The following is a 16,341-nucleotide window of genomic DNA, read 5'->3' on the forward strand; positions in this document are numbered from 1 at the left end:
GACGGAAATCAGACCTGTTTCGCGAAATTTCCCTGTAAATTGCCGGGTATCAGGGAAATCCCGCCCAAAGCGACCCCGCCAAAATGCGACACTGAGACTGCGGCCGGAATTGCGCTCTGAGTGTACGATCTGCTCCGTCTCTGATTGAAAGCGCATGCGCCAACTCGCGGGAATTGCGGCACAATTCCGGGTCAGAAAACACAACTGAAGTGAGACAGGTATGAGTGGCGGTGCTGTCAGACGAATTCGAACCAGCCTCAGTTTGCCACGGAAACCGCGAACCTATCCGGAACAAAGTTGACGCCACTCGCTAAGAGCGGCGGCGCGGGTCAGCTTGAATGTGTCTCGGCTGGTGAGCGATCGTTCCTGATTGAAGTGATTGTAGACGGAGGGGTGCTGTCAGACTAATTCGAACTAGGCTCAGTTTGCCGCGGAAATCGCGAACTTATCCGGAACAAAGTTGACGCCACTCGCTAAGAGCGGCGGCGCGGGTCAGCTTGAAGGTGTCTCGACTGGCTAACGATCTTTCCTGGTTGAAGTGGTTGTAAACGGAAGAATGGATGGAGGCGAATTTCTGTAAACTTCGCATGCGCCTGAAACGCAGCATGGCCCGTTCTCTTCGTCGGAAAGGCAGGTGCGAGTTCTCGACGCGGTTGTTGAGCCACCTGCCCGTCCTTTGTTTTTCGAGTGCATCCAGTTCTTTGAGCGCGGCTCTGTATGAGGCGAAGCGATCCGTCACGACGGTTTCCGCTTTGCCGTGTCGCTTCATTAACTTCTTGAGGAATTTCAGTGCTGCAGCCTTGTTTCGGCGTTTGGTGACAACGGCTTCCAGCACCTCGCCTTCGTGATCAACAGCCCGCCAAAGATAGTGCCGCTTGCCATTCACCTTCACGAAAACCTCGTCCACGTGCCACTTCCATTTGGAGAATGCGCGCAGCTGCTGAACACGCTTCCGTCTGATCTCAGCAGCAAACATCGGGCCAAACCTGTTCCACCAATATCGGATAGTTTCGTGGCTCACGTCGATGCCTCTCTCGTGCAGCAGATCTTCGACATTCCGAAGCGAGAGCGGGAAACGGATGTACAGCATCACCGCAAGGCGGATGATCTCGGGACTGGTTTTGAAATACTTGAAAGAGGCAGGATTGGTCATGGGCAAAAGCTACGCAACACCCCTGCCCCGCTCAACCCAAGTTCTTCTGACAAGACCGACGGCCTTGTAAGAGGCGGTTTAGTTCATATAGCAGTCGTCCGACTTAATCGCAGCGAATGACTGCTTCGAGCCCGAAGCAGTCGTTTGAAGGGGGACGCCTGCCTATTCAGAGTTACCCATCTGAACTCAATGGCGTGTACCAAATTGGAGACGAATAGGCCCTCTCGGTAACTGTCATCAGTGTCTCAGGCTCGGCCTCGTTCCCATAGCGTTTGACGTCATAGGCGGGCCAGCGCGGCGTAGGTATCTCGATCACGCGAGCGTAGTAGAAAGCCCGAAGCGCCGGATCGAAATCGGGATCCTCCCAAACGGTTGCCATTTCGCCTGCGCCGATGGTGTTTTTCCACGTCGCATTTTCAATATCGACTGTGCTGCCTACCGATGTCCTGCAACGGCCATCCGGATCGATTGTACGACCGTCGGAGACTGCGACATCGTATACGCGCTCCTGCGTCTCGCCGTTGGCATCGACCCAACCCTTGATAATCTGGATCCGGTCCAGGTTCGCCCCAATTGAATCCTTGAGCGCGGCGACGAGGAAAGTCGGCGACTTGCCTTCCGGCGCGGGCAGAAGGTCCCCGCCCATGGGCACGCCCTTTTCGTACCCGGTTCTGGCGAGCATGCGATCTTGTTCGTCACCGGGCTCGAAATCCCAACCGCCAAACAAGCGGACCGACATCCGCGGTCCGGTAGTCCCGAAGACCTCCTTGCGTTCCATTGCGTCAAAGATCGAAGCGCGCGTATTCTCGTTGGCCCATACCGCAATGCGGCCGGACGCGCTTACCTGCCAGTCCGCAATACCGATCCCTGTCGCGACTTCGTCCGCCCGGACGAAGTCGCTCGTAAGGCGCTCCTTGCTTGGTTCACCTGTCGATATCTTGCCAAAGAAGTTGCTCTCCTCAGCAGTCGACAAACCGGTATGTGAATCCGTCGATCCGATCATTCCAAACTTGTACGGGTTTGTTCCGGTGTCCTGCTCCATCCTCAGGCCGTTCTTTAGCGCCTCCCTGGCGTATTCGGTCGGAAGCATGTCTGGCGTCTTGACGGCGCTGACGTCGAGATTGGCCCAGTCCCACAATTCAAAGTCAGCGAAGTCATCGTCGGGGGAGAGCACCGGGTGAGCTTCCGAAGTACCCTTGGTTTGCGACACTTCTACGAGCGGCTCCCACTTCGCGCGGGTAGTGATCCATTCCTCATCGATCTTCTTGCCAAAGGCTTCGATGACGGGGAACATTTCACCGTTGCTCAGGTTCCCGTTGTGCGCGATCGCAAGGAGGTTGCCGCCAGTTTTCTCTTCGTAGGACTCCATCCATGCCCAGAGAGTGGTTGGATCGGGGGAGCCGAACGGCGGCTGGGTAACGATCGGCTCCATCTGGCTCGCCTTGTCAGCCCCGTCACGATAGATGACGTTTCGATGGAGGTTGTTTCCTTTTGGAGCGGCAGACCATTCATAGGCGATAAACGCCGTGAAGTGACCGGGATCATTGAACTCTTCTGCTGCTGCTATGTTATTTTCCCAAGTGGCTGCATAACCTCTCGAACCCGGAACATACATGATCTCTTCCGGGAATTGCTGCTGGAACAAATCTTTCAGCATATCCACGAAGGCCTCATCGCCCTTACCCGATTTGATAAGATCGTACCACTTGCGACCTTTGGGGTTGGCCAGGATTTCTGGCTTGCCAGAAAGCAGATCAGGCATGAAACCCATGTTGTCCGAGTGGTCGGCCACGACAAGAAAGTCCAATGGACGCGACAATCTCACTTGCTGCCCGGTCGACGACGTAATCTCTTCGCCACGCGCCAGTCTGTAGGCGTCGCGCGGCCCAACGGTAGCCCCTGCGGCGCCAGCATCAAAAGAAGCGCCGGAGTGCAGGTGAGTATCGCCCCAAAGAGGTTTCGTTGGATAATTCCGACCTGCCCAAGGAGAGTAATCCGGCTCCTTTGAGACCACACCTGCAAGCCGGTCTTTCGAAATGGCGCCTGCGTCCGAATTCAAGACCCCGTCCTGCGCCAGCGCAGAGCACGTCGCAGCGCCTAGACCAGCGACACAGATAGCCACTGAGATCGCAAGGCGACCTTTTTCAGATTGCACACTCATTGTCGGACCCCATGGAGCAAGCAGCTTGTTACTAACGTAATCAAAAGTGAATGCGTGGCAAGATAAATTCGGCGATCATCATCTATGCCTTTCTGTCGTCAGAATTCTTCTAAGAGAGAGACGACCCTGTAACGCGGGTTCCGATTTGCTTTCTGTTTGAGGCTATGCGGCGGCGCTGTCGTGCTGCAAACGACGCTCCCGGATTGTCAAACTGCGGACCTTGTATCCGCTCTCGTCGACAAGGTCAGAGCATCCCGTTCGTTACAAGCATTAGCGGCTGCTGGCCCAACTCCCGCGCCAAGTGCACTGGCTTTACAACTCGGGCTGTCTGGCAGAGCCACGCGACTTGTGCTGATCTGACGATATCGGCGACTGCCGCTTTGTCCATAAACTGACACCAGCTGGGATCTTGCGACCGGCCGCTTAGTCCGCAACTCGGACGTAGGCCCTATTCAAACCAACGACTGGTTCCAGTCTATTGGGCACTCGACAATGCTGCTCAGATGACCGCTTTGACCCGGCGAGCCTCTGGGTTCGAAATCAGAACTCTGCTAAGTCCCCAAGGGCAGCAAGGGAGCACATCATGGAAATTTACCGCGCCGGGGGCCGTCCTTCTCAATTTCCCGGCAATGAGTATTTCACCGGCAAGGTCCGCTTTGATCCCGTTGTGACAGGGAACGATCCCTCGCCGGTCAAGATCCTTACAGTGACTTTTGAGCCCGGCGCACGGACAGCTTGGCACACGCACCCTGCCGGTCAAACGCTCCATGTTTTGTCGGGCCTAGGCCTGGCTGCAACTGAGGGGCAGCCGGTGCAGGTGTTGCGCCCTGGCGATACGGTGTGGTTCGCGCCTGGAGAGCGGCATTGGCACGGCGCGTCGCCAGACTGCGCGATGACCCATCTCGCTGTGCAGGCGGCTGTCGAGGGCAAGACTGCGGATTGGATGGAGCACGTTACAGACGAGGATTACAGCGCAACGCGCGCGGAATGAAGCGCGTCCGTTAGCTGGGAACGTCCGCAGGCGCAAGGATAGTCATTCCCACTCGACCTGCCACGGCCATGATCGCCGGAATGTCTGGTGGTCCATCTGGCGCCGGAATATCAGTCGTACCGTCAGGCATTGCTTCACCCGCTTCGGTGAAGAAAGTGTCATGCATCGCGCCGGGAGCGTTTATGCACAGTAGCCGGCCGGGCCGTTCCCCGGTACAAGTAAACGCGTGCACTGCGCCATCCGGAACTTTGACGAAGTCACCGCCTTTTGCGCTGACTGTCTCACCATTCAAGAAGAACTCGAACTCACCGTCGAGCACATAGAAGCTCTCATCTTCGCCTGCATGATGATTGGGTGGCGCACCGGCACCCGGAGCCGTCTTTATCTCAACGATTGTGCAACGATTTCCTGTCTCACTGGGAAAGGCGTGGAAGGTCAAAAGGTTCCCAAGAAGATGATAAACTCGCGGGCGAGGTTCAGTCATAACTGCGACTCCCTTTACTTGAAACATATTGCTCTTATGATACAAAAATCTACTTATGAGACAAGTGTATCACAAAAGGCTTAGAATTGGCACCTCGTACAAATCAAATCAACCGAACGCGAGAAGCACTTCTTTCGGCCGCTCGAGAATTGATGTCGGAGGGCAAAGAAGTCACGCTAGCAAAAGTCGCTGAACGCGCCAAAACCAGCCGTGCGACGGTCTATCGTTACTTTTCTGACCCAAGTGTTTTGGCTTTAGACGCGACGCTCGACCTTGAAGTTACTCCAACGTCAGAACTTCTCGAGGGACTGAATAACGTCAGGAGCCGTGTACATGTCGTCGCGCGCTACTATCTGGATTTCTCTCGGGTTCATGAGGCGCACTTCCGGCAGTTTCTGGCGGAATCACTCAAGGCATCACTTGAGAATGGAACGGTCAAAATGCGTGGGGCTAGAAGAGTGGCGGCTTTTATTGAAGCGCTCGAACCAGTTCATTCATTGATGGAGCCGAAGGAAATTGATGACCTGGCAAAGCGATTGTCCATGACGACCGGCATGGAACAACTTGTTATTCTTGAAGACATCTTGCGTGTGGACGAAGCAACTGGCTACCAACTTCAGGAAGGGTTGGTTGATGCTTTGTTGGATCGGTACTTGCCAAAAAACTAGGGCAGAATTCAGATGCCGACTTTGTCCGAATACTGCTGGCCTATAAACACCAGTTTAACGTCTGCTTCTCTAATTGGGCGTTTGGGTCAAGCTCGTTTTCCTTTGTCGTGTGGAATCATTGTCGCTCATCCGGGTCACGCTTCTCTTCGCAGTCTGGGTGATACCACGTGGGGCACCGCTGCACGCATGTGTCGGATTGGCAGTGGAGAGCCTCGCTTTGAGACGCGCTTTGGAGGCGCAGCAGACATTTTCGGCTTCATCCACGCACCTCGTCCGGTGAGGACGATCCCGTTCAGATTGGTGTTGGGCGTTTAGTTCATGCCATGCCCTCCCGCTTTTCCGAACGGAACTCGGTGCCATCTGCCCACATACGGTGCAGCAGGACAGCCAGTTTACGGGCGACAGCTACAACTGCGCGGCGACGCCCTTTTGTACGCATCAAGCGCATGCCCCATGACTTGATCTGCGATCCGGCCATGGTTCGCATAAGCAGGGCGTTCGCGGCGGCGTAGAGCGCCGCCCTCACATCTCGATCCCCGGCCTTGGATATCCGGCCAGGATTGTCGTGTTCACCAGACTGGTATCTTCGGGGCGTCAAGCCAAAGTGGGCCGCCACGGTGCGAGACCGTTTGAATCGCGCAGGATCATCGACAGCAGCCTTGAAGGTCAAAGCAGCAATCGGCCCGACGCCGGGGACAGTCATCAGGCGCATGCACACCTCATTCTGGCTGGCCGCGCGTTTGACCCTCCGGTCCAGTTCCAGGAAATGCTGATACAGAACTAGCCGAGCGTCGAGCAGTGGCAGCATCGCGTGGGCCAGAACTTCGTCCATCTCGACCATCCCGCTCACACACAACTGTGCCTTTGTCGTCGACAACGCAAACCGCGCAAGCCCGCAGCGATACATCCAAGCCCGCATAATATTCCATTCAAAATCTCCCATGTTCACAGATGTCCTGTGATCCTATCGGGAGCTCAACCTCTGATCAGGGTCAGCCCAATTACGCATGCTTTGGGCTGAGACCGGTCATCGCCTTACGCTGAGTGGATTGCGGCTCTGTCCCGCATCTCGGGATTTGCATAGCCTAGTTTGGAATGTCCGGTTTGGGCTGCCACTCGTCATTGGTGCAAACAGCAGAGAACGCGACTATGAGCCCTAAGCCGACGCTGTTCACTTGAACCGTCATCCAACGCTTTTCAGCCAATCTCAGTCTACTCGACGAGTGGCTCCTGTTTGAGATAGGTTCGACTAAGCGGAGATCAGAGCCTTGGAAATCGACGGATACGAACACAGATTGACGACGATCCTCTCGGCTGACGTCGTGGGCTATTCGAGCCTAATGAGTCGCGACGAAAGCGGCACCCTGACTGCGCTCCAAGATCTCCGGCGCACTGAGATAGATCCTCGTATCCAACGGCACAACGGCCGCATCGTTAAACTTATGGGAGACGGAAGCCTCGTTGAGTTTGCCAGCGTCATCGATGCGGTACGCTTTGCGGTAGACGTACAGTACGCTGTTGCTGCGGCCCAAACAGGCAATGCTGACGATAAGCGCATTCAGTTTCGCATTGGGATCAACGTGGGTGACGTCATTGTAGCGGGGGACGACATATACGGAGACGGCGTGAATGTTGCTGCTCGGATCGAAGGGCTCGCTGACCCTGGTGGCATTTGTATAGCGCGAACAGCCTTTGATCAGGTGAACGACAAGCTCGATCTCACCTTTACACCGATGGGTCCGCAAGAGGTAAAGAATATATCCGCGCCGGTGGAGGTTTATCGAGTTGAGTTGGACGAGCGCTCGCAAGCGCTTGCCATGGATACTCCTCAGAAGATAACGAAACCGGTAGTTGAAGCACCGCCCCGCAATGTAAAGAGGTGGGTGCTGGCCGCTGGAATTGTGGTTCTGACCGTTGCAGTTACCTTGAATTTCTTGCGACTGGAGTCCTCTGAACCGCCGGTTATTGCCGTTCTACCTTTTGAGGACTTCAGTAGCGCAGAACACAAAGGCTTCTTGAGCGACGCCGTAAGCGGCGGGATCATCACGTCCTTAGCGCGATATCCTCAGATGAAAGTGATTTCAAGGCGATCCAGCTTCAAGTTCCGTGACTCCGATCTGGGCATCTCTGAAATTGCCGATCAATTGGGTGCCAACTTTATTCTCGAAGGGACCCAACAGTATGATGGCGCTCGGCTACAGATTTCGGCGCATTTGATTGATGGCGAGACGGAAGCGCATATCTGGGCTGATGATGTCGATGTCCCTCTCGAAGATTTGCTGAAAACGAACAATGTGATCAGTTTGAATGTCGCCGAATCTGTTGGAAACAAGGTCATTGAGACCGAGGTGGCGCGCATGACCAAAGACGATGTCAGCGCGCTGATGATTGCGAATGCTGCGCAGAGCCGGATCATGAGAAACTTCAGCCGTGAGAGCCTGTTGAAGAACATCGAGGAACAGGAACAATCCCTTAAAGACTACCCAGACTCTGCTTGGGGCCATCTTGGGCAGGCGCTCTCACTGCGGATCGGCCTGCGCTACGGCTGGATCGAAGGTGACGAAGAGGAAATTCGCAAAAGAATGCTCGATCTGGCTCGTCGGGGGGTAGAGCTCGATCCCAACAACTTCATGGCCTATCACGCATTGGGGCGCGCCTTGACGATGAACAATGATCCTGACGCCGCGGCAAACGCGTTCCGTCGTGCGATTGAGCTCAATCCATCATCATCGTTTGCAAGAACCACGTTGGCGCAGACGTTGGGCTTTATCGGAGAGACTGAAGAAGCTTTGGAGGTGATTGCAGAGGCCGAACTCGTAGATCCTTTTTATGGGCACGACATTCACTGGGAAAAAGCTAGAATTCAATGGCAGGTAGGAGATTGTGACAAAGCACTCAAGACGTTTCAGTCGTCGCATTCAATGCCTATAGCTGCCAACAAGATGCTGGCTGCAATTCATCACTGCCTTGGCAATGACGAGGAAGCCAAACAGGCAATGACCGTCTACATAGCTGAAAACCCAGACTGGACTGTGTCACGAGAACAGGACGTTAATGTCGGCCTATGGATTGCACCGGGTATTCTTGATCGTTGGCTCGGAGCTATGGAATCTTCTGGAATGCCGTTGTAGCGCTGCCGAAACTTATGACCGTTTTGTCCGCACAGCTGTCATTGATCGATATTCCCCGAATGTCCGCAACGCGGACTTTGCTACCTTTTGCTTATGCCTCTATTGCGGACGCAGAAACCTTTCGCAAATGCGGTATGAATCGCGCGGCGACGCGGCAGATTTCTCCAAACCGGCCGTTCAAGAGCAGCAAACCCGCAGGATTTCAGGCCCGCCTCTCGCTGCGATCATTTTCAGCCCGCAACCAGTCCAAGAATGCCTCTGCGCCCTGAGACATCGGCTGATCCGTGAAAATGACAAAGTAACCCGCGTTTTCAACTCTGACATCGGACAAGCGGACAAGCGTGCCGTCGTCAATTTCTGGCGCGATCAGATCATCCCAAAGCGCCAACCCCTGACCATCCACCACCGCCTGAACGCGGCTGTTTGAGTCAGGAACCGTCAAGCTGGACCGGCTGGGTGCGTACGGCAGCCCTGCAGCTTTGTGCCAGGTGCGCCACCCCGCATCGCCGGAGCTGTCACCCAAGAGCGGAAGCTGCCTGACCGCTTCGGGCAATCCAAGCTGCCTTACCTGCTCAGCAACTGCACGGCTGGCGGTTGGCACAGCAGGCAGGGACAGAAGAAGTTCGCTCTTATGACCCTCCCAGCCGTCAATTCCCCAGAGGATTGCCATGTCGACTTTGACCGATCTCATCATGTCGACGGAATTGAACGGTTCGATCCGCAGGCTGATACCGGGATTGGCCTCAAAAAAGCGGGTGAGCCTTGGCGACAGCCAGCGTGAAGAGAAGTAGGTCAGCGCGCCAACGGTCACGGCACCTGAGACAGTGCCACGCAGGTCTTCGATTTCACGGTCGATCTGGCTCAGGGCCGTTTGGGACACATGCCACAATCTGCGCCCTTCTTCTGTCAGTCCCAGTTTTGCGTGCGCGCGCTCGAACAGACGAAAGCCTAGCTCGGCTTCAAGCTTGTTGATTTGGTAACTGATCGACCCTTTCGACTGATGCACCTCGTCCGCCGCCTTGGTCATCGACAGAGTGCGGGCAACGGCATCAAAGATCTTGAGGGCATCATAAGAACGAAAGCGCATAAATATTGTCTAATTTTTTCGAACGACTTGTGCAAATCATTAGATTTGCGCTGAGCGCAGTTGGTCCAATATCACTAACTCAATGCGTGGCACCCATCTGTCCTTGTCGAAGATCACCCGCAGGCGTCTAACAAATCTGAACGGTGAACAATATGACAACTGACCTTTCCCACTTCCGCTTCGTTGCCAAAGCTCTCCCCAATCAGGGCGCGCGACCGCGCGAATTGGCCCGCACCATGCCGGCCCATCCGCTGAGCTACATGGAACTGCCATATGATCCCGAATACACGCTCTATAACTTGCGCCTGACGCCAGAAAAGCTGGACACGGCCACGGATGACGAGATGTATTGGGCCGTGCGCACCAATGTCATTTTCCGCCACACCGGCGAATTGCCAATCGAGATTAGCGGGCCGGATTCTGAGGCCCTGCTGAACAAGGTGTTCACCCGGAGTGTCAGCAAGGTGAAGCCGGGGCGCTGTTCCTATCAGTTTGCCTGCTATCACGATGGCGGCATGATCACCGACGGGGTGCTGTTGCGGTTGTCGCAGGACAGGTTCTGGATGGCGCAGGCCGACGGCGACCTATTCAGCTGGTACAAGGCCCACGCCGAAGGGCTAGACGTGAAAATCCACGACCCGAATGTCTGGGTCAGCCAGATTCAAGGCCCACGGTCGCTGGATTTGCTGGCTGCTGTGCTGGACGGCCCCATGCCCGATCCTTTCCGCTATTTCGACTGCGCCGAGGTTTCCATCGCGGGGCAGACCTGCTGGATTAGCCGCTCGGGCTTCACCAATGAACTGGGCTGGGAAGTCTACATGTTACCCGACACCGACATCCCCGCCATCGGTGACAAGATTATGGAGGCAGGTGCTGCCTTCGGCATTCTGCTGACCGGAACACCAGTGTTCCGCGCGCGGCGGATCGAGGCAGGGTTGCTCAATGCCGGCTCGGATTTCGGGGCGGAGACGACGCCGTTTGAGGCAGGGCTTGGCGGATTTGTCGAATTTGATGATCGCGATTTTGTTGGCCGCAAAGCGCTGGAGGCAGCTGACAAATCCTGCCGCACCTGGGGCATGCGGGTCACCGGCGGTGTCGCACAGCTTGGCCGCGTCATCACCATTGATGGCGAAGAGGTCGGCCGGGTCTGTTCTTCGGGCTATTCGCCCTATCAGGGCTGCGGTGTCTGCATCGTGCGCATGGATGTCCCTGCACAGGGTTCGGGCACAAAGGTGGACGTGCTTTGCGCTGATGGTTCCACCCAGAGCGGTGAGCTCTGCACCCTGCCGATGTATGATGCGGACCGCCTGATACCACGCGGCAAGCTGGTGGACATCCCCACAAGCCCAATAGCGGCGGAATAACCATGTATGACCTAGCGCTCCTCACCTCCCATGCTCCGGTCCAGTCCGACATGGAGACGCACGAGATCACCATCGGCGCATTGCTGCGCGAGGTTACTGTCGCGCGGCCTGATGCAGAGGCCCTTGTGGAAGTCAGGCAGGACGGATCGACAGGGCGGCGTTGGACTTACGCCGAACTGCTGGCCGACTCCGAGCGGCTGGCCATGGCGCTCTCCACCCGGTTTGCGCCCGGCGAGCGGGTGGTCATCTGGTCGCCCAACAGCCCCGAATGGGTCCTGATGGAATATGCCTGTGCGCTGTCCGGGCTGGTGCTGGTTACTGCGAACCCGGCCTTTCAGGCGCGGGAATTGGCCTATGTGCTGGAACAATCCGGCGCGGTCGCCTTGTTTCTTGTCGAAGAATTTCGCGGCAACCCGATGGGCCGGATCGGGGCTGAGGTGTCGGCGAATATTTCAACGGTGCGAGAAGTCACTGACATGGAAAGCACAGCGCTTTACGCACAAGGGGCGCGACCGCCTGCTGTGCCCGACGTCGCCCCGACCGATGCCGCGATGATCCAGTACACGTCCGGCACCACTGGCTTTCCCAAAGGGGCGGTGCTCAGCCATCGCGGGCTGGTCAATAACGCGCGGTTCTATGCCAGGCGCTGCGGGGTCACCGAGGCAACCACATGGATCAACATCATGCCGATGTTCCATACCTCGGGCTGCGGCATGGTCACCCTTGGCTGCCTTCAGGCGGGGTGCCGGATGGTGTTGGTCAGCCTGTTTGATCCGGATGTTGTACTGGACCAGTTGGAAGCGAGCAGCGCGGACATCATACTTGGCGTCCCGACCATGGTGGTAGCCTTGCTCGACACTCAGGAAGGGCGCCCACGCGACCTCGCTGCCCTAAAACTTGTCAGTTGCGGTGGCTCGATGGTGGCCCCGGAATTGGTGCGCCGAGTGCAGAACCTGATGGGCGCCGGATTCTCGACGCTTTATGGTCAGACAGAACACTGTCCGGTGATCACTCAACACCATTTGTCAGACAGTATCGACGACATCTGCAATACGGCTGGCCAGCCGGTGGCTCAGACCGAGGTCTCAATCCGCAGTGTCGATGACAATAGCGTTGTCGCCGTCGGAGAGGTCGGGGAAATCTGTGCCTGCGGCCCCTGCGTCATGCTGGAATACAACGACAACCCCAAGGCCACGTCCGAGACCGTCGACGCGATGGGTTGGCTGCACACCGGCGATCTGGGCCGGATGGATGCGCGCGGCTATGTAACCGTCACGGGCCGCGTCAAAGAGATGATCATCCGCGGCGGCGAGAACCATTTCCCGGCCGAGATCGAGAACTGCTTGTTGGAACACGCGCAAGTGGCCGAGGTCGCCGTGGTCGGCTTGCCGGACCCGAAATGGGGCGAGGTCATCGGCGCGTTCATCCGCGGCACAGGACCACTCGAAAAAGGCGCGCTGCATGCCCATTGCCGCGCAAACATGTCCCCGCAGAAAACCCCGAATGTCTGGGTACAGGTCGAGAGCTTTCCCCTGACCGGCTCGGGCAAAATCCAGAAATTTGTTCTCCGCGATCGTTTCGTCGCCGGGGAATATTCTGAACTCTGACAGACAGGAACTGCCATGCAAGACGCATCCAAACACTATATCAATGGCGGGTGGGTCGCCTCGGTCGACGGGCGCGAAATGGCGGTTGAGAACCCGTCTACTGAAGAGAAGATCGCCACGATCACTTTGGGTGGCGTCGCAGATGCTGACGCAGCCGTCGCCGCAGCCAAGGCAGCTTTCCCGGCGTGGGCGGCAACAGATCCTTTGGGCCGGATCGCATTACTGGAACGGTTGATGGAGGTCTACAAATCGCGGGCCGAAGACATGGCACAGGCCATCAGCGTTGAGATGGGCGCACCTATTGCGCTTGCAAGAACTGCACAGGTCGGTGCCGGGGCGGGGCATCTCAAGAACACCATTCGGGCGGCCAAGGCTTTCGCCTTTGAGCGTCCCCTTGGGGAGCACGCGCCCAGCGACATGATCCTTTACGAGCCGGTCGGTGTCTGCGCTCTGATCACCCCGTGGAACTGGCCGATGAACCAGGTGATGCTGAAGGTCGCCCCGGCGCTGGCGGCAGGCTGTACGGTGGTGCTGAAACCATCGGAACTGTCGCCGCTCAGCGCCATTCTGCTGGCCGAGATGATTGATGAGGCAGGTTTCTCGCCCGGTGTGTTCAATCTTGTGAACGGAGATGGCACTGGCGTTGGCGCGCATCTCACGTCGCACCCAGACGTGGACATGGTCAGCTTCACCGGGTCGACCCGTGCTGGTGTCGCGATTAGCAAGGCCGCGGCCGACACCGTGAAACGCGTCAGCCTTGAACTGGGGGGCAAGGGGGCCAACATCATCTTCGCCGATGCAGATGAAAAGGCCGTTACGCGCGGCGTGCGTCATTGTTTCAACAACTCGGGCCAGTCCTGCAACGCGCCGACCCGCATGCTGGTGGAACGCGGGGTCTATGACCAAGCCGTTGAAACCGCCCGTACGATAGCCGAGAAAACAGAGGTCGGACCAGCGGATATCGAAGGTCGCCAGATCGGGCCAGTTGTGTCGGAATTGCAGTTCAACAAGATCCAATATCTGATCAAGAGCGGCATTGACGAACACGCCACGCTGGTCGCAGGTGGCCTTGGCCGCCCTGTGGGGCTGAATCGAGGCCACTTCGTGCGCCCCTCGATCTTTGCAGATGTCACGCCGGACATGACGATCTGGAAGGAAGAAATCTTTGCGCCGGTTCTTGTGATGACACCGTTTGACACCGAAGAGGAGGCCATCGCGCTTGCCAATGACACGCCCTATGGTCTGACGAATTATGTTCAGACTGCCGACAAAACACGCGCTCGTCGGGTGGCGCGCGGGCTGCGGTCCGGTATGGTTGAGATGAACGGAAAATTCGGCGGTGCGGGCTCGCCTTTCGGCGGCATGAAGCAGTCGGGCAATGGCCGTGAAGGTGGTGTCTGGGGTCTTGAGGAATTCCTTGAGGTCAAGGCCGTCAGCGATTGGGAGTGAGCATGGCAAAGGTTCTGTACGAGAAAGATGGCCGGATCGGGCGGATCACCCTGAACCGACCTGAAGTGATGAATGCGATCGACGATGATCTGCCGCGCGAACTGGCGGCGGCGGTTGCAGAGGCCGACCATGATCGCGACGTGCACGTGATGGTCCTGTCCGGCGCAGGAAAGGCATTTTGCGCAGGCTACGATCTGGCCCACTACGCGGCGGGCAACGGCCCCAACAAGGTGGTGCAGGACATGCCCTGGGACCCAATGCAGGATTTCCAGTTCATGTGGGCGAACACGCAGGCCTTCATGTCGCTCTTTCGGGCGATGAAGCCGGTGATCTGCAAGGTGCATGGACACGCCGTCGCGGGCGGATCAGATATTGCGCTCTGCGCAGACCTGACTGTCATGGGCGACACCGCGCAAATCGGTTATATGCCAACACGTGTCTGGGGCTGCCCGACAACGGCGATGTGGGTGCACCGACTGGGGCCGGAAAAGGCCAAGCGCATGATGTTCACGGGTGACAAGATAACCGGCGTTGAAGCCGCAGAGATGGGGCTGGTGCTGAAATCCGTGCCTGACGCTCAGCTCGATGCCGAAGTCGAGGCGCTGGCCGCCCGGATGGCATCCGTGCCGATCAACCAATTGGCCATGCAGAAAATGGTGATCAACGCTGCAGTCGAGGAAAAGATCAACCAGACGCAGCGCCTTGCCACCGTGTTCGACGGCATCACCCGCCATTCACCCGAGGGCATGAATTTCAAAGCCCGCGTGGAGCAAGTCGGCTGGAAGCAGGCGGTGCAGGAACGGGATGCCGGAACATTCGACTGGACTCGCAACAAACCCTTCGACTGATAATTCGGGTACGGCAACCGAAATCAGTGCTTCGGCTTGATTGACCAAATAGCTGTAAGGTTCCGCACAGTGTGAATGCGAGGTTTCAGATTTGCTGCGGCCTGCCGGAATGGCTGCATTCTTCTCTGCCATGCAGCGAGTAAAATTCGGCAGTGCGGCGGGGAGGCGCGCTGCGCGCGCGCGCAGCAAGAAAATCGAATTCACAGGTTGGGCTCGGAGCGGACCTTCGCTGCAGTTGGCCCTAACGGCAGCTTTGCACTTCATCGCAGACGTTGGAGGTCGAAGATTTCGATATCCACTCCCAGCTCGCTGTAAAGAGCCCTCGCATGGGGTCAGAACCGCATGCGATCTTCCCTTCTTGGTCGTTCGGGTCGATAGTTGCCTTGGCGGCGGCCAGTGTAGGGATCTGTATCTAGATATGTGCCTTGGCTTCGACGCATGTATTCGGCGAACTGAGTCAGAGCATCCACCTGATCATCTTTAAGAGCATCGGGAAACGCCAGCAGTTCCCTACGGAACTCATCAAACCAGGGCTTGTCCGTGGGGATGACTAACTTGCCAGATTTAATCCAGTCGGTCTGTGGGATGAAGCGATCCAGTTTGCCGGTGACAACGTTGACGGGCATGTAAACACCTGCTGCGGTGCGTTTTAATTCATCCAGAAGGTGGATACCCATCGCCGAAGACTCGATCAGGACCCGATCCGCGCGCCACTGTTTGCGCAATCGAAGAACAGCGTTCCGCACCTCTGTATAGTTCGTTCGATCACGAAAGACGTCGAGTAAGTACCATCTTTCTTCATACGCATGCCAACCAAACGTCAGTCCCACCGTAAAGTCAGAACGCGGACCTTCCTTCGCCGCCGTATCCCAACTTTGAACGCGTCGTACAAACACGCTTTCATCCGGCAAGGTATCCACCAGATGCAAGTCGGACATTGAGAGAAATTCGTTTTCACCGTCTGTGGGGTTCTGTTGATACTGAGCCTGGAAAGCAAAATTGCCTATGTCGGCCTTGATCCGATCAAGAATCTCCTGCGGTTCCCGCTCTGGGTTCAACAAGTCCCCTGGCCGACGCGTCAGCACACGATTGTTGTAGAGCGAGATCTCTTCAGGGATCTCCGCGATCGACGGCAAACATAGATGGTTAAACGTGTCCTTTTCCAAAAGGTAGGCGGAGAAGTCATCCGGGTGCAATCGCTGCTGGATCGAGACAATACGGTCCGTGCGCTTGTCGTTCAGCCGTGAGAACAGGGTCTGATCGAAGAAGTCACGCAACTCCTGCCGGTACGTATCGTGGCGCATTTCGGAGGGTTTACCCAGATCATCGATGATAATGAGGTTTGCACCGAAGCCAGTTATGCCGCCGCCAAGAGAGACAGATTTGCGCCCGCCTCCT

Annotated in this window: 12 protein-coding genes and 2 pseudogenes; 7 read left to right on the plus strand and 7 right to left on the minus strand. The window is 56.8% G+C overall.

The genetic code is table 11. The annotated features are described in order from the left end of the window. Positions 1-282: 282 nt before the first annotated feature. The 3 genes and pseudogenes from RUA4292_RS25715 to RUA4292_RS14690 all read right to left on the minus strand — a co-directional run. A pseudogene (locus RUA4292_RS25715) lies at positions 283-396 on the minus strand (IS6 family transposase); the annotation flags it as partial. Between the two features lie 49 nt (positions 397-445). Continuing rightward, positions 446-1,153 (minus strand): IS6 family transposase, encoded by a 708-nt coding sequence (locus tag RUA4292_RS14685; RefSeq protein ID WP_058278292.1) that lies wholly within the window; start codon positions 1,151-1,153, stop codon positions 446-448. 172 nt (positions 1,154-1,325) lie between these two features. Continuing rightward, complete coding sequence (locus tag RUA4292_RS14690; RefSeq protein ID WP_058278293.1) at positions 1,326-3,314, minus strand: DUF3604 domain-containing protein; 1,989 nt, start codon at positions 3,312-3,314, stop codon at positions 1,326-1,328. 583 nt (positions 3,315-3,897) lie between these two features. On the opposite strand from RUA4292_RS14690, the gene RUA4292_RS14695 reads away from it, so the two are divergent. Further along, a complete protein-coding gene (locus RUA4292_RS14695) occupies positions 3,898-4,305 on the plus strand; it encodes a (R)-mandelonitrile lyase (RefSeq protein ID WP_058278294.1) in 408 nt (135 codons plus the stop codon). A gap of 10 nt (positions 4,306-4,315) precedes the next feature. Here RUA4292_RS14695 and RUA4292_RS14700 read toward each other — a convergent pair whose 3' ends face one another. Beyond that, complete coding sequence (locus RUA4292_RS14700) at positions 4,316-4,789, minus strand: cupin domain-containing protein (protein WP_058278303.1); 474 nt, start codon at positions 4,787-4,789, stop codon at positions 4,316-4,318. Between the two features lie 86 nt (positions 4,790-4,875). Here RUA4292_RS14700 and RUA4292_RS14705 point away from each other — a divergent pair, with 86 nt between their 5' ends. Next, on the plus strand, positions 4,876-5,457 hold the full coding sequence (locus RUA4292_RS14705; RefSeq protein ID WP_267885457.1) for a TetR/AcrR family transcriptional regulator: 582 nt from the start codon (positions 4,876-4,878) through the stop codon (positions 5,455-5,457). A 316-nt stretch (positions 5,458-5,773) separates the two neighbouring features. On the opposite strand, the pseudogene RUA4292_RS14710 reads toward RUA4292_RS14705, so the two are convergent. Continuing rightward, positions 5,774-6,307 (minus strand): annotated as a pseudogene (locus RUA4292_RS14710) (transposase); the annotation flags it as partial. Positions 6,308-6,725: 418 nt separating this feature from the next. Here RUA4292_RS14710 and RUA4292_RS14715 point away from each other — a divergent pair. Then, entirely contained in the window at positions 6,726-8,588 is a 1,863-nt protein-coding gene (locus tag RUA4292_RS14715; RefSeq protein WP_082637129.1) for a tetratricopeptide repeat protein, read from the plus strand. A gap of 202 nt (positions 8,589-8,790) precedes the next feature. Here the strand turns inward: RUA4292_RS14715 and RUA4292_RS14720 are convergent, their stop codons facing one another. Beyond that, on the minus strand, positions 8,791-9,675 hold the full coding sequence (locus RUA4292_RS14720) for a LysR substrate-binding domain-containing protein (RefSeq protein ID WP_058278297.1): 885 nt from the start codon (positions 9,673-9,675) through the stop codon (positions 8,791-8,793). A 152-nt stretch (positions 9,676-9,827) separates the two neighbouring features. Between RUA4292_RS14720 and RUA4292_RS14725 the strand changes: the two genes are divergently transcribed. From RUA4292_RS14725 to RUA4292_RS14740, 4 genes are read left to right on the plus strand one after another with little or no spacing between them, the layout of a single operon-like run. Then, positions 9,828-11,039 carry an aminomethyl transferase family protein gene (locus RUA4292_RS14725; RefSeq protein ID WP_058278298.1) on the plus strand — a complete coding sequence of 404 codons (1,212 nt, stop codon included), beginning with the start codon at positions 9,828-9,830 and terminating at the stop codon, positions 11,037-11,039. 2 nt (positions 11,040-11,041) lie between these two features. Beyond that, positions 11,042-12,646 carry a class I adenylate-forming enzyme family protein gene (locus RUA4292_RS14730; RefSeq protein ID WP_058278299.1) on the plus strand — a complete coding sequence of 535 codons (1,605 nt, stop codon included), beginning with the start codon at positions 11,042-11,044 and terminating at the stop codon, positions 12,644-12,646. 15 nt (positions 12,647-12,661) lie between these two features. Beyond that, the gene (locus tag RUA4292_RS14735; RefSeq protein ID WP_058278300.1) at positions 12,662-14,095 is read left to right on the plus strand and encodes an aldehyde dehydrogenase family protein; all 1,434 of its coding nucleotides are present in this window, start codon (positions 12,662-12,664) and stop codon (positions 14,093-14,095) included. Between the two features lie 2 nt (positions 14,096-14,097). Next, positions 14,098-14,943 (plus strand): crotonase/enoyl-CoA hydratase family protein, encoded by an 846-nt coding sequence (locus tag RUA4292_RS14740; protein ID WP_058278301.1) that lies wholly within the window; start codon positions 14,098-14,100, stop codon positions 14,941-14,943. A gap of 332 nt (positions 14,944-15,275) precedes the next feature. Here RUA4292_RS14740 and terL read toward each other — a convergent pair. Further along, positions 15,276-16,341: phage terminase large subunit (terL, locus tag RUA4292_RS14745; RefSeq protein WP_058278302.1), on the minus strand; the 1,066-nt coding region annotated here is incomplete at its 5' end.

This window comes from Ruegeria atlantica (assembly GCF_001458195.1).
Lineage (GTDB): Bacteria > Pseudomonadota > Alphaproteobacteria > Rhodobacterales > Rhodobacteraceae > Ruegeria > Ruegeria atlantica.